This window comes from Cupriavidus sp. F041 (genome assembly GCF_057814235.1).
In genome coordinates this window covers 113331-127891 of record NZ_JBVASY010000003.1, presented here as the reverse complement: position 1 = coordinate 127891, position 14561 = coordinate 113331, and the positions used below count along the sequence as shown (strand labels likewise).

Sequence of the window (14561 nt, the reverse complement as noted above, 5' to 3'; positions counted from 1 at the left end):
TGGTGGCCGCGCGCCCGCGGCAGCAACTGCGTGACGTCGTTGCGGTTCGCGCCAGTCAGGATGGCGCTGACGGGAACGCCATTGGCGTCTACAAGGATGTGGTGCTTGGAACCAGGTCGCGCGCGATCCGTGGGGTTCGGGCCTGTTTTTCGCCCGCCCCAACAGCTCGTACCGACGAGGAATCGACTGCGGCGTATGAGAAGTCGATTTGGCCAGCCTCGCGCAGCTTGTCGAGCAGCAACTCGTACATCCGACGCCATACACCGGCCTTCTGACAGTCGCGCAGTCGCCGCCAGCAGGTTGCACCCGAGCCGAAGCCCAAGCGGGTCGGCAGGTGGTTCCACCTGATTCCTGTCTTGAGCACGAACAGGATGCCATTTAGCGCCGCCCGATCCGATGCGCGCGGCCGGCCAGGGTGCTTCTTGCGCCGTGGCTTTGGTCGCGGCAGCAACGGTTCGATCAGTATCCACAGTTCGTCATCAATGACCGGCGCTTCCATTCCTTGGGCTTCGTTGTTGAGGCAGCCAAGATTAACAGCTTCGCAAACAGCCCCCTCACGGCGTTTTTGAACTGGCCTCTAAAGCACGCTCAGGCCTTCGACTTGGAAAAAGCACTTACAAAGGCTTGAGCAACACAGTATCTGCGGAGGCTGGGACCTTTGCGTCTTTGCGCGGATTCCACTGCCGTGAAAGACGTCTGATGTCCACCTGCGCGGGCAAGACAGCGGCGCCGAAATGTCTGTGGCGAAAATGCCTTAGCCCCCTTTTGGGGGGCGTCAATCAGGCCGGAATGGCACATAGTAGCCATAATGCATGCCGGCCAGCCTTTGCACCTTCGCTTGGTCGCCGATACCCGCCCGCTCGCCGGCGGGCGGCGCACCTCTTGCAAGCCCTGCCGGTGCATATCCGGAGAGCGCTTTGACATCATTGCTTCGCGATTCCACGGCTACCACGCCGCTTTTGCCACCCAATCGCTTCCGCCAGGCCGTCGCCAGCCGGCCGCTGGTCTCCATCGACCTGCTCGTCGAAGACGAACAGGGTCGTTTCCTGCCGGGCCGGCGCCGTAATCCGCCGGCGCAGGACTCGTGGTTCGTGCCGGGCGGGCGCATTCGCAACGACGAGCCCATTGCGGCGGCGCTGCGGTGCCTGTTGCAGGAGGAACTGGGTCTGACGGAGGAGGGCGGCGCTGGTTGCGTGGAGGCGGCGAAGATGGGTGAGGGTGCGCCGGTGTTCCGCGGTGTCTATGAGCATTTCTATGACACCAACTTTGCCAACGAGGCTGGCAGCAGTACGCACTATGTGGTGTTGGCCTATGTCTTGCATTGGCCGGTGGACGGGGCGCAGTTGCCCTTGCTCCAGCATGAGGCGTATCGCTGGTTGGCGCCGGAGGCGGTGCTGGCGGATGCGGGCGTGCACGCCTTTACGAAGGCGTACTTCGCATGAGGCGGGCCATGTCCGGTATCGAGGCCCACGTGCCCACGAGTCGAGCGGGGTATGATCACGACGTGACGCTTTCGGCGCGCGCCGGCCCGGCTCCACGCGGTGAGCACGGGACTAGAGTGCGTGCTGCTTGTCGGGTTCGCTGACCTCGACTAGCCTGCTATCGATGTCGATTCTTCGCTGCGCTGCGATACCCATTTGATGCCAGAACGCTCGACCACCCGATATGGCAAGGCGCTGCAGCGCCTGCGCCAGGTCTTTTCCCCGTTGAACCTGGGGGCGGCGGCGTGGCTGATTGCAACATGGGCGTTCGCGGCGTTTCAGCTCGTGAGCGAGCGGGACCGCTTGCTGCACGACGCCGCGGAGCATACCCAGGCGGAGGCCCGGGCGTTCGGCGCGTACTCGAAATCCAGCATCCTGCGGTTGTCCGAGTTCCTCCTCGACCTGCGAGCCAGTTGGCTGGTCGGCCAGCCGGGGTTCATCGACATGGTGCGTGAGCGGGAGAACCTAGTGGTGGACCTGTCGTTCCAGGTGTCGGTGATCGACAAGCATGGCCTGCTCATCTACTCGTCCATCGCCCCGCCCGCGCCCGGCGAGAAGGTCGACCTGAGCGGGCGCGAGCATTTCCGGGTCCATCAGAACGCGGGCGGGCGCGACATGCTGTTCATCAGCGACCCGGTGAAGGGCAAGGTCTCGCGCAAATGGTCGATCCAGTTCACGCGCCCCATCCTGCGCGCGGGCAGCTTCGACGGGGTCATCGTGGTCTCGGTCAGTCCGGAGCAGTTCGCCAGCTTTGCGCAGACGTTCACTAACCGCGATGGCGAAGTGGCGTCGGTCATCAAGACTTCCGGCCAGGTCATTGCGCGCGTGCCGGCCCTGGAGGGCACGCTGGCCAGGGCGGTCAGCAACAGGCCGTACCTCGCCAGCGAGTCGCCCCAGTCTGGTAGTTATCGGGCGGTGTCGGGCTCCGAAGGCGTGGAGCGAGTCTTCGGCTATTACCGTGTGCCGGAGTTCGGGCTCAATTTCGTGGTGGGCGAGTCGGTCGGCCTGGTGCTGGCGCCCTACGAGGTATATCGCCGCGTTGCCCTGGCCGGTGCCATTGCATCCACGCTGCTGCTTGGCCTGTTGTACTACAGCCTGCGCCGCTCCATGGCGGAGCGACGGCGCCATATGGAGGAGATGCGGCTGGCTTCGCTGGTCTATTCGTCCAGCAGCGAGGCCATGGTGGTGACGTCGCTCGATGGCACCATCATCGACGTGAATCCGGCCTTTGCCGCCGCCACCGGCTATACAGTCGAGGAAATCAAGGGCCGCTCGGGCTATAGCGTCAGCGGGGCAGGCAATGCGGCAGGGCTGGTCGAACGCCTGCGGGCCACCGTGGCAGCCAAGGGCAGATGGAGCGGCGAATTCTCGATCCGCCGCAAGGACGGCAGCGAGTTTCCCGCCTACCTGACCGTGGATACCTACCTGGCCCACGCGTATGGCGAGCGCCGCCGCGTTGCGCTGATCCATGACATGACCGAGAAGCGCCAGGCGGAAGAAGTCATCCGGCACCAGGCGAATTTTGATGCGCTGACGGATCTGCCCAACCGCCGCCTGTTCTTCGACCGGCTGGAGCAGGAGATCGAGCGCTCGCGCGGCATGCAGGATGCGCTGGCGCTGCTGTTCATCGACCTGGATCGCTTCAAGGAGGTGAACGATACCCTCGGCCACGATCAGGGTGACCAGTTGCTGCTGGAGGCGGCGCGGCGCATTGCGGCATCGGTGCGCGCGTCGGATACCGTGGCGCGGCTGGCCGGCGACGAGTTCACCGTGATCCTGCCCGCGGTGGGCGATGCCGGCGTTGCCGGGGGCATTGCCCAGGCGATCCTGGAGCGGATTGCCGCGCCTTACCGCCTGGCCGGCGAGCTGGTGGTGGTGTCGGCCAGCATCGGCGTGGCGACCTACCCCAAGGACGCCGACAACGCCGAGGCCCTGCTGGTGTGCGCCGACCAGGCGATGTTTGCCGCCAAGGAGGAGGGCCGCAATCGCTGGAAGTTCTTCACCCAGGCGCTGCTGCAGGCGGAGAGGGAGCGTCTGCGCATCACGCAGGACCTGCGCACGGCGCTGGCGTCCGGGCAGTTCGCGCTGCACTACCAGCCCATTGTCAATCTGCGCACGGGCAAGGTCTGCAAGGCCGAGGCCCTGATCCGCTGGGACCATCCGGTGCGCGGGCCGATCCACCCGGCCGATTTCATTGCCGTTGCGGAGGAATCCGGCCTCATCATCGACATAGGCCGCTGGGTGCTGACGGAAGCGCTGGACCAGCTTGCGCGCTGGCAGGTGCTGCTGGGCAAGGGCTTCCAGATCTCGGTCAACAAATCACCAGTGGAGTTCTGCGCGCCTGCGAGCGGGCCCGAGTCCTGGTCCAGCATGATCGAGCGCAGGAACGTGCCGGTGGGCAGCCTCGTCATCGAGATCACCGAAGGCTCGCTGATGGAGCAGAACGCCGATGTCATGGACCAGCTCTCCCGCTTCCAGGCGGCCGGCATCGAGATCGCGCTCGACGACTTCGGCACCGGCTACTCGTCCTTGTCGTACCTGCGGCGCCTGGACATTGACTACATCAAGATCGACCAGTCCTTCATCCGCTCGCTGACGCGGGGCCCGGACGACGTGGCCTTGTGCCGCGCCATCATCAGCATGGCGCATGCACTGCGCATCCGCGTGATTGCCGAGGGCGTCGAGACCGAGTCGCAGCGCGACATCCTGCTGGCTGCCGGCTGCGACTACGGGCAAGGCCACTTCTTCTGTCCGCCGGTGGAGGCCAGCGCGTTCGAGGCCTTCGTGAGCGCCGTGACTTGAGGTGAGCGGCGTCCTTCGGTGCCTTGGTCGGGGGCTCGTCTGGGCTTCGTCCTTGCGCTTAGTTCCTACACTTAGTTCCTGCGCTTCTCTCGCATGCTGTCAGGCGCTCCGGCAACCCTTCCATCGTGAGGTGTAGTAAAGATGGGTCTTCCGCAATTTGTGTGACGACGGCGAATTTGCGTCGAGAACCCTTGCCGTCGTCTTTCCCGCCCCACTACCACCATTCTTCTTATTGACTAAGTAAGCGAGCCCGCCAGCCTCGTCCTGGCCGCACCAGCTCACGCGCCTGCGATGGCGACCGGACTAGCGGGTCCTGTAGGACAAGGCAGGCCGGTTTAGCTTGGCTTCAACACCCGCAGCCGCAGAAGCTCGATATTCGCGCGGCCATACATTTGGCGCTTGAGGAGCTTGAGCCGGTTGACATGACCCTCGGTCTGGCCATTGCTCCATTGCAGCCTGAAGGCCGCCCGCACAGCCGGTAAGTCGGCGCTCAGGCTCTGCGCGAACCGACGCATTTCCACAGCGTCGCAGCACGACAAACGTTTCAACCATCGATCGAAATGTCGCACACTTCGCCGGTGCATGAGCCCCAGAAACTCCCGCGCGAGACTGCGGACCTCGCCCACCACGGGTTCGATCTTGCACAGCGCCTTCACGAACCGCTCGTGGTCCGCGCTTTTTGGCTCCTCGACGGCGAGGTTCCTCCATCCGAGAAGCCATCCGAACACGCGCCGGGCCGACGGAATCGGCATCGTTCGCACGGGCTCCAGGACAAGCGGCGTCTTGCCCAGCGGAAAGAGGAGGCGGGTCACGCAACTGCACGGAGCCGCGACTTCCCAAGTAACCTCGCTGCTTGAGTTCTTGCCAGATCAGTTCAGGAAAGCGACAGCCCTGGACGATTCGTTTCTCGATAAGCTTTCAACAAAAAGTGAATCTGTAGTCTGCCCCAAATCCCTGAAGGATTACATCGACATCAGCTTCAAGGGTTTTGGTGTCGCGGGCTTTGAAGGCCAGCCACTCGTATTTCATCTTGTGCCAGAGCTTCTCGATGCGATTGAGCTCCGGGCTGTACGGTGGCAGGAAATACAACGTCAAGCCTTTCGTTTGTAGCAGCCGGAGATAAGGCCGCAGTGCGCGGGCCGTGTGGACCGAAGCATTGTCGAGAATCACGGTCAGCGGCTTGCCGACGTGTTCGACCAGCAGGCCGAGAAATCCAGCGAACAGCATCGAGGTCATCGTCTCCCACAACTTCGCTGCAAACAGTTCTCCCGAGGACAGCAGTGCTCCGACCACGTTCAGACGCTTACCACGCCGGGCTTCAATCATGTGTTGCTCCCCGACAGGTGTCCACGCACTTCGATTCGGCTGCGCTTGCGCGAAGCCAACTTCGTCTACGTAGGCGAGTTCGATTTCGCCACGCTGGGCTTGCTGGACCAACTCCCCAATTTCGGATTGGGCTTGTCGGAACCGCTGTTCGTCCCGCTTTTTTTTAAGCTATGCCGGGTTCGCTTCCATACCAGCCCCGCCCGTTTGAGAATCCCTGTCAGCGTATTGCGGTCGGGTAGCAGCGACGCATTACTACGTCGCCGCCCCCTAAGAACCGGACGTGCGAGTCGCCCCGCATCCGGCTCAAGCCATTCGTTCAGCACCATTGTGTGGCACCGGGCAGACCAGCGGAACGTTTCGCGGTTCGACGGCGGGCAAAGTAGGCGGCCCATGCCGGGTCAAACGGATTGGCCAGTCCCCGGATTTTGACGTGTCGCTGGATCGCGACGGTCGTTGCGCGGAAGAGTTGCAGGCCGCAGGTGTCACCCTCGGTTGAACCCTCTGTTGCAAAATCCCAGGACCGGTATCCGTCGCGCCGGAAGTACCGTTGCCGGACCCATCGGGCTCCTTTCATGGGGTGACGACGCTTCGCCCATCTCCAGAGCCGTTGCCAGATGTGGGAGTCGATTGAGGAGAAGATCGCTTTCGACACGACGTGACGGTGATACTGGGCCCATCCCCGGATCACAGGGTTGAGCTGTCGTATCAACGCCTCCTGCGTGGCGCTCGCGTTTTCCTTGATGATTCCCCTGACCTTGTCAAGCAGCGACTTGATGCTCTTGTTCGCTGGCTTGATCAGCAACTTGCCGTCGTACTTGCGCACGTTCTGGCCAAGGAAATCGAAACCCGCCGCTATGTTCGTGATCCGGGTTTTCTCTTCCGAGAGCTCCAGACCCCGAGCCGCCATGAACTGCCTGACTGCCGGAAGTACCCGGGATTCCAGCACATCTTTCGATACGCCAGTCACCACAAAGTCATCGGCATAGCGGACGACGTTGAGCTGCGCCTTTCTGCACTCAAGTGTGGATGTGCCCACACTTGCATGAACTGCTGCTTCAAGTCCGTCCAACGCCATATTCGCGATCACAGGCGAGATCACACCCCCTTGGGGTGTGCCCGCTTGTGACTCGAACAAGGTTCCTTCATCGATATATCCGGCTCGAAGCCACTTGCGCAGAACCTCCTTATCCATCGGTACGTTCTCCAGAAACCAGGAATGACTGAAGTTGTCGAAACAGCCCCGAATGTCACCCTCCAGAATCCATTCTGACGAGGCACGCTTGGCCAGAACGTTGAAGCACTGTTCGATGGCATCGGCGGTCGAGCGCTCGGGCCGAAAGCCGTAGGAATTGGCGTCTGCAAGGGTCTCCGCGACGGGTTCCAGAGCGAGCTTCCATAAGGCCTGCATCGCCCTGCACCGCATACACGGGATTCCTAACGGACGCTTCTTCCCATTACTCTTGGGAATGTAGACACGCCGCAACGGCATCGCACGATAGCCGCGATGTCGTAGCGACAGCATTCCGTTCCATCTGGCCGCCGGGGATGACCATATCTTGCCGTCCACCCCCGGCGTTCTCTTACCGCGATTCTCCGTCACACGCTTGACGGCGAGCATCTTGCCGCCATGCGAGCGGGTTAGCAGACGTTGCAATGCTTTCACCTTGCCCCATCGGCCTTCCTGAGCGGCCTTGGCGATACGCATCTGAAGTCGCTTCACCTCTGCTTCGATGTGCGACCAGTTTGCATGGTCCCACATCTGCGCAGCGCTCGAGAGTGCACCAGCGTCAGGAGCTTTCGCGTCCGTTGCCGTCATCTGCTTTCCCCCGTATAACGATTGTTCAAGGTTATCTCGCCATGAATGACCACGCGGAAGTCTGCCCGCTTTCGCGTCGGGCGATGTCTCAGCCCGTATCCCGTCCATTACAGCCGGGCGTTCGCTTTCTCCGCATTCCTTTACCCACCGCGCCAACAGCGTTCCTCGCGGTTCGCCTGCCGTTGCCGGCGCCGCGATGGGCTTACCCTGTTCCGCATGAATTTCCGAGCGGGGCGGACCCTTCCTCTTCGCCGGCGGCTTGTCGTCCATGGTGGCCCAGTTCACGAAGGCCACTCCACACCGCGTACCGTTTTGGTCCAAGCCTGTCAGCACGTTTGGCTTGTTGATTCTGACGACGTTTATCGGAAGTTCACATATGTTGATCGTACCCACTCATCCCTTGCTCCTCTCCGCCTCTGTGCTGGCAGATTCCGCCTTACCTCGCGGCTCGGCGTACCGGTTATCCGGCGGCTACGTTGTCCCCAGAGCTTCACACCGAGCTGTTACCGGCTCCGCATGCCCGGGTAGGGAACGGTTGATGGAACAACCGGTTTCATCAGGTAATACCTGCTCCAGTGAAACAGAAACTCAAGCGACTTTCAGGTCGCACATGAACTCGAATCCCGAACTTCTCTTCGAGTCGTGCCAGCAGTTCCGCGGCCGTCAGCGCCTCCTGCGTCGCCCACATCTCCAACTGCTCAACCTGCGCCGGCGACAGCTTCGACGGCGCACCGCTACGCGGCGCGTCCGACAGCCCTGCCATGCCATTGTCCAACCAACGATAGCGCCTCTCGTACACCGCCTCCAACGTCAACTCCTGCCGCCTGGCTATCTCCTTGGCTGGCACGCCGTTGCTAAACATCAGAATCGTCCGAGACCTGTCTCGTGTTCTCCAATCACGGCGGCTTCTCGCCAGAACCTCAAGCTCGGTACGTTCTTCCTTCGTCAGTTCCAGCGGCTTCAATACGGCCATCGTCTATGTAGCGGTTCTTGTTCGGCCCGACAGTATAGAGATACTTCTTGTGAGGCGCTTAACTGAGCGGCAATCAGGCGGTTATCGGGATCGCAGGCCGCGTAACGCAGGAAGAATGAAGGTGCCGCTAATGTGCATTGTCAAGTTGCCGAGAGTGAGACGGCACGACGGCAGGTGTGACGACTGTCAGAAGGCCGTCGACGGATTTTGGGCGAGTTCGGCGAATTCGCGCCACTGAGGGCCTGGCCGTCGAGGGCCAGGCCGCGGCGCCCGTCAGGCCGCCATCGGCGATACCTGGCCCGCGGCATCAGCGAATGCGCGGCGCAGGTGCCGGCGGCTAGTCGATGCGGGCGCCGCTCGCCTTGACGATCGGCCGCCACGCCTGGTGCTCGGCCACCACGAACTTGCCGAATGATTCCGGCGTGTATTGCATTGGCTCCGCGCCTTGCAGCAGGAATTTCTTGCGCATAGTGGGGCTGTTGACAGCGTCGGTCACGGCCTTGTTCAGCCTGGCAACCACCTCCGGCGGCGTGCCCATGGGCGCAAACAGGCCAAACCAGGCACCCGTCACCAGGTTCTTGACGCCCGCTTCGGCCATGGTCGGGGTGTCCGGCAGCGCCTCGGCGCGCTTGGCGCTGGTGACGGCCAGCGGGCGCAGTTGCCCGGCGCGAATATGGCTCATCACCGAGGGGATCGTCGCGAACATGAACTGCACGCGCCCGGCCAGCAGGTCGTTCAAGGCATCCGCGCCCTTGTAGGGCACGTGCACGGCGTTGGCGCCGGTGCGTTCGTTGAGCAGCGCGCCCGACAAATGCGCGGCGGTCCCGACGCCGGTGGAGGCAAAGTTCAGCTTGCCGGGATTCGCTTTTGCGTAGGCCACCAACTGGGCGACATCGTTGGCGGGCACGCCGGGATGCACCACCAGCACGTTCGGCACATCGGCGATTGGCGCCACCGGCGCCAGTGCAGTCTGCGGATTGACCTTGAGATTGGGATAGAGCGTGGGATTGATGGCGATCGGGCCGACCGAGGTGGCAAGCAGCGTGTAGCCGTCCGGCGCGCTCTTGGCCACGAACTCTGTGCCGATATTGCCGCCCGCGCCGGGCCGGTTTTCCACGATCACCGTCTGCTTCAGGCTCTGGCTGAGCTGGTTGGCCACTTCGCGCGCGAGGATATCGGTGGTGCCGCCTGCGGAAAAGGAAACTACGACGCGAATGGGTTTGGTCGGATAGGGCTCGGCATTGGCGCCGGTGCTTGTACCGGCGCCGGCAAGCAATAGCAGCGCGGCGGCGGTCAGCCGCTTTGGCAGGATCATGTCTCACTCCACGGATTGAGGTGGTTTCAGGCCGCGCTGCTTTGGCGCGTGCCCACTAAAGACATGGTACGAAGCTGGTCCCGCCCAGCGTTGATCAAATAGAAACGCTGCCTTCTTTCATCATGATGGCGCGGCTAGCGTGCGCGCTGGTAATGGCGCTCCATCGTCGCGCACTGGGCCAGGTAGTCCAGCAGCCTGGCAGTGCCGGCTGGCAGCGACTGCCGGTCGCGCACGCACACATAGAAATTGCGCTCGGCCCACGCATCAGTCAGCGTCAGCAGGCTGAGCCCCATCATCGACAGGTAGTTCTTGGCGATGCCCTCCGGCACCACCGCGATGCCCAGCCCCTCGCGCACCATCCGGCAGCGCGCCTCGAAATTCGATACCTGCGTCTTCACCGTCAGCGGCCGCGAGATGGTGCTGCTCACCAGTTGCAGGAAGGCCTCAAAGGTATAGCGCGGGAAATAGCCCAGGAAGTCGTAATCCAGCGCCTCTTCCAGTTGCAGCGAACCCTTGGCTTCCAGTGGATGCCCGCGTGGCACCACCAGTCCCACCCGGTCCGAGCGGTAGGGCAGGGAGAACACGCCGGGGCTGGGTGCTTCGGCGTGATAGATGCCGATGTCGGCATCGCCGTTAGAAACCATGCGCGGGATGTCGAAACTTAACGCTTCGATCAGGTCGATGCGGCTGTCGGGCGCGCTCTGCAGGAAGCCGCTGATATCGGTAGGCAGGAACTGCAGGATCGTGGACGGGTTTGCCGCCAGGCGAATCTTGGCGATGCCGTCCGTCGAATAGGTGGCCAGCGCCTCTTCGGCCAGCTTGATGCTGCGGACGATGGCCCTGGCGCGCTGGTAGAGCATGGCGCCGGCCGGCGTGGGCTCCACGCCGCGCCCGTGGCGCACCAGCAGGGCGGTACCGACCTGGCGCTCCAGTTCCGAGATGCGCTTGCTGGCCGCCGAGGTGACCAGGTTCTCGCGTTCGGCCGCGCGGGAAAGGCTTTTTTCCTCGACGGCGGCGATCAGGACTTCCAGGGAGGCGATATCCATGCGGGTGTCTTGCTGATGTGCGGATGGCGTGGCGCGAGAAAGCGCCGAGGCAGGAGTGCCATGCTATTCATCTTCGCTGCCAACGTCAAACGGGATTTTCCCGGCCGCGACAGGTGGCTCGCTAGATGCGCCGGCAGCAGTGCTTGACGCGCCCGCGCGTGGGCCACTTCGCCACCGTGCTCGGGAGCTTTCACCAAATTTCAAAGCTTGCCTGCCGGCACTCCCTAACATGGGGTCAAGGCGGCAAGGCAATACCGATCAAGCCGCCATCAAGCCGTATGACGACAAGGAGCACTGCATGGTGATCGATGAACTAGCCGAATACGTCGGCGCGGAGGGACGGCGGGCGCTGTCGCCCGAGGTCCTCCACTATGGCAAGCGCGCCGTGATCGACTGGTTTGCCGCGCTATTCCCGGGCACGCGCATGTCGCCCGGCACGAACCTCGTGCAGGCACACCGCGCCGAACTGGGCGTAGGTGACGCCACCGTGGTCGCGCACGGCACCACCGCGTTCCCAGCCACGGCGGCCTGGATTAATGGCAGCGCGTCGCATGCTGCCGAGTTCGACGATATCTTCCGCGACGCGGTCTACCATCCAGGCTGCCCAACGATCTCTGCCGCGCTGGCGCTGGCCGAAGACCGCGACGTGAGCGGCGAGGCCTTCCTGCGGGCCGTGGTGGCGGGCTATGAGGTCTCCACCCGCATCGGCGCCGCCATCCAGCCCGCGCACTATCGCTATTTCCATACCACCGGCACCGTGGGCTGCTTCGGCAGCGCGGCAGCCAGCGCCTTGCTGCTGTCGCCGGGCAATGCGCGCGTCGCCGCCGATGCGCTGGCCACCTCCGCCACGTTCGCCTCGGGCCTGCAGCAGGCCTTCCGCTCGGATGCGATGACCAAGGCGCTGCACGCGGGACATGCCGCCATGGTGGGCGTGCAGGCGGCGCAGGCAGCCGCGGTGGGCGTCAACGGCGTGCACGACATCCTGGAAGGCGCGGCCGGCTTCGGCGCGGCGATGTGCGGCAGTCCGGGCTGGTCGGATGTGGCCAAGGGCCTGGGCGCGAACTACAACATCCTTAGCATCACCCAGAAGAACCACGGATGCTGCGGCCACACCTTTGCGGCCATCGATGCGGCGATTGAACTGGTGCGCGGGCATGGCATCGACGCCGCCGGGATCGAGGCAGTCACGGTGTGGACTTATCAGACTGCCATCGACGTCACTGGCAATGCCGTACCGGGCACCGCCTTCGAAGCCCGCTTCAGCCTTCCCTACGTCATCGCGCACGGCATCCTGCACGGCGCGGTCCGGCTCGACGCCTTCTCCGGCGAACGCCTGCGCGACCCGCAGATCCGGCAATTGATGAAGCGCGTCACCCTGCACGCGGATCCGGGGCTGACCGCGGCGTTCCCCCGCCAACGCGCGGCGCGGGTGGAGATCCTGCTGAAGGACGGCACCCGCCACACGCTGTTCGCGCCTTACCGCAAGGGCGACCCGGAGTCGCCGCTGGACGACGCCACGCTGAGCGACAAGTTCATGGAGCTGGCGGCGCCGGTGATCGGCATCGGCACGGCCGAGGGACTGCTCGCCGCGCTGTGGCAGCTCGAGACCGGCAGCGTTCGCGGGCTGCGGCTCGCGGGTCTTGGCGTGGCATGAGAGGGGAGGAAAGCGTGAACGATATGACTGTAACGACGGCGATGACCCGCGGCCTGGCAAAAGCGCTGTTCTCGCCGGACACGGTGGCGCTTGTCGGCGCATCCAGCGACATCACCAAGAATACCGCCCGGCCGATGCGCTTCATGCGCAAGCACGGCTACCAGGGCACCATCTACCCGATCAACGCCACCCGCACCGAAGTGCTGGGCGAGAAGGCCTACCCGAGCCTGGACGCGGTGCCGGGCGAGGTGGAGCACGCCTTCGTCATGGTGCCGGGCAAGCATGTCGAGGCCGCGCTGGAGCAATGCGCGGCCAAGGGCGTGCAGGTGGTGACGGTGTTCTCGGACGGCTTCGCGGAAGTGGGCGAGGCGGGCCTGGCCGCGCAGCAGGCGCTGGTCCGCAAGGCCAGGGCGCTGGGCGTGCGCCTGATCGGACCGAACAGTATCGGTGTGGTCAATGTGGAATCCGGCGCGGTGCTGTCGGTCAATGCCGTGCTGGAGATGGACGAGTTGCACGCCGGCAGCATCAGCGTGATCTCGCAAAGCGGTTCGATGCTCGGCGCGCTGCTCTCGCGTGGCGCGGCGCGGGGGCTGGGTTTCGCCAAGCTGGTGTCGGTGGGCAACGAGAGCGATATTGGCGTCGGGGAGCTGGTCGATCTGCTGGTGGACGATGCCGCTACCAAGGTGATCCTGTTGTTCCTGGAAACGATCCGCGACGCCGCCGTGCTCGGCCCGGCGCTGCGCCGCGCGCGGCAAGCCGGCAAGCCGGTCATCGCCTACAAGCTTGGCCGCTCGACGCAGGGCGAGGCGCTGGCGCAGTCGCACACCGGCGCGCTGGCCGGCAACGATGCCGCGGTGGACGCCTTCCTGCGCAAGTACGGCGTGATGCGCGTGGAAATGCTGGAGACCTTGTTCGAAGCCGCGCCGCTGGCCCTGCGCTATGGCCGGTGGGTGCCCGCCCTCAAGCGCAATCCCCGCGTGGCCGTGGTGACCACCACCGGTGGCGGCGCGGCCACCGTGGTGGACCGCCTGGGCCTGTCGCAGATCGACGCGGTGGCGCCGCCGTACGGCTTCGTGGCGCACATGGCGGCGCGCGGCGTGCGCATCCGCCAGACGCCCATCATCGACCTGACGCTGGCCGCGACCAGCGCGCAGTACAAGGATCTGGTCGAGCAACTGCTGCTGAGTGACTGGTGCGACGCCGTGCTTTGCGTGGCGGGCTCGTCCGCGCAGTTCCATCCCCAGCTCGCGGTGCGGCCCATGGTGGAGGCGGCCGGCGCGGGACACAAGCCGCTGATCGCTTTCCTCGCGCCGGAGGCGGGGGAGTCGCTGCGCGTGCTGCAGGCAGAAGGCATCCCGGCGTTCCGCACGCCGGAAGCCTGCGCGGACGCGCTGGCGCAGTTGTTCAAGGCGGCGCGGGCGCATCCCGAGGCCGACGGAGCCGTCGCACCGCTCGGCTGGCCGGCCGGCTTGCCGCTGTCGGGCAACCTCTCGGAGCACGAGGCGGCCAGCGCGTTCGCGGCGCTGGGCGTGCCGATCGCCCCGCTCGCGCTGATGCCGGTGGGTGAGTACAAGCACAGGATTCCCTACCCGGTGGTGGCCAAGATCTGCTCGCGCGACATCCTGCACAAGACCGATGTGGGCGGCGTACGCGTCGGCGTACGCGACACGGACGAACTGCAGCGCGCCACGGCGGCGATCCTTGCCGATGTCGGCCGCGCCGCGCCGCAGGCCCGGCTCGACGGCATCCTCGTGCAGCGCATGGAGGACAAGCTGCTGGAACTGATGCTGGGCTACCGGGATGACCCGCTGGTGGGCCCGATCGTGCTGCTGAGCGCGGGTGGGATCGCCGCCGAACTGCGGCCGGACGTCAGCCTGCGGCCGGCGCCGGTGACGCGCGACGACGCCATGGAGATGATCGACGAGGTACGCAGTACCGCGCTGGTCCGCGGCTTCCGCGGGCTGCCGCGCGGCGATATCGCCGCCCTGGCCGACGCCATCGAGCGGTTTTCCCGGCTGGCCGCCTTCGAGGGCGTGAACGTGCTGGAGGCCGAGATCAATCCGCTGTTCGTGCGTGCCGACGGCGTGGTCGGGGTGGACTGCGTGGTCCGGCTGGCGGAAGAACAAAGAGCCGAACTGAATTGATTCG

General features: G+C 64.5%; 9 protein-coding genes and 2 pseudogenes. 4 read left to right on the top strand and 7 right to left on the bottom strand.

The window, feature by feature from the left end; all coding sequences use genetic code 11:
* Window positions 1-17 precede the first annotated feature (17 nt).
* A pseudogene (locus ACZY0R_RS39210) lies at window positions 18-499 on the bottom strand (IS5 family transposase); the annotation flags it as partial.
* Window positions 500-917: 418 nt separating this feature from the next.
* Here ACZY0R_RS39210 and ACZY0R_RS39205 point away from each other — a divergent pair.
* The gene (locus ACZY0R_RS39205) at window positions 918-1442 is read left to right on the top strand and encodes a GDP-mannose mannosyl hydrolase (RefSeq protein ID WP_488866678.1); all 525 of its coding nucleotides are present in this window, start codon (window positions 918-920) and stop codon (window positions 1440-1442) included.
* Window positions 1443-1640: 198 nt separating this feature from the next.
* Window positions 1641-4283, top strand: a complete 2643-nt coding sequence (locus ACZY0R_RS39200) for a bifunctional diguanylate cyclase/phosphodiesterase (protein WP_488866676.1) — start codon at window positions 1641-1643, stop codon at window positions 4281-4283.
* A 335-nt stretch (window positions 4284-4618) separates the two neighbouring features.
* Here the strand turns inward: ACZY0R_RS39200 and ACZY0R_RS39195 are convergent, their stop codons facing one another.
* The 6 genes and pseudogenes from ACZY0R_RS39195 to ACZY0R_RS39170 form a co-directional block, all read right to left on the bottom strand.
* Window positions 4619-5035 (bottom strand): transposase, encoded by a 417-nt coding sequence (locus ACZY0R_RS39195; protein ID WP_488867304.1) that lies wholly within the window; start codon window positions 5033-5035, stop codon window positions 4619-4621.
* 166 nt (window positions 5036-5201) lie between these two features.
* Window positions 5202-5759, bottom strand: a pseudogene (locus tag ACZY0R_RS39190) (IS630 family transposase); the annotation flags it as partial.
* Window positions 5760-5925: 166 nt separating this feature from the next.
* The gene (gene ltrA / locus ACZY0R_RS39185) at window positions 5926-7710 is read right to left on the bottom strand and encodes a group II intron reverse transcriptase/maturase (RefSeq protein ID WP_488857409.1); all 1785 of its coding nucleotides are present in this window, start codon (window positions 7708-7710) and stop codon (window positions 5926-5928) included.
* Window positions 7711-7981: 271 nt separating this feature from the next.
* The gene (locus ACZY0R_RS39180; RefSeq protein ID WP_488866674.1) at window positions 7982-8398 is read right to left on the bottom strand and encodes a helix-turn-helix domain-containing protein; all 417 of its coding nucleotides are present in this window, start codon (window positions 8396-8398) and stop codon (window positions 7982-7984) included.
* A gap of 337 nt (window positions 8399-8735) precedes the next feature.
* The gene (locus ACZY0R_RS39175; RefSeq protein WP_488866672.1) at window positions 8736-9713 is read right to left on the bottom strand and encodes a Bug family tripartite tricarboxylate transporter substrate binding protein; all 978 of its coding nucleotides are present in this window, start codon (window positions 9711-9713) and stop codon (window positions 8736-8738) included.
* 134 nt (window positions 9714-9847) lie between these two features.
* On the bottom strand, window positions 9848-10759 hold the full coding sequence (locus ACZY0R_RS39170; RefSeq protein ID WP_428179781.1) for a LysR family transcriptional regulator: 912 nt from the start codon (window positions 10757-10759) through the stop codon (window positions 9848-9850).
* A 298-nt stretch (window positions 10760-11057) separates the two neighbouring features.
* Between ACZY0R_RS39170 and ACZY0R_RS39165 the strand changes: the two genes are divergently transcribed.
* Complete coding sequence (locus tag ACZY0R_RS39165; protein WP_488866670.1) at window positions 11058-12413, top strand: MmgE/PrpD family protein; 1356 nt, start codon at window positions 11058-11060, stop codon at window positions 12411-12413.
* A gap of 23 nt (window positions 12414-12436) precedes the next feature.
* The gene (locus tag ACZY0R_RS39160) at window positions 12437-14557 is read left to right on the top strand and encodes an acetate--CoA ligase family protein (protein ID WP_488867302.1); all 2121 of its coding nucleotides are present in this window, start codon (window positions 12437-12439) and stop codon (window positions 14555-14557) included.
* The last annotated feature ends 4 nt before the right edge of the window (window positions 14558-14561 follow it).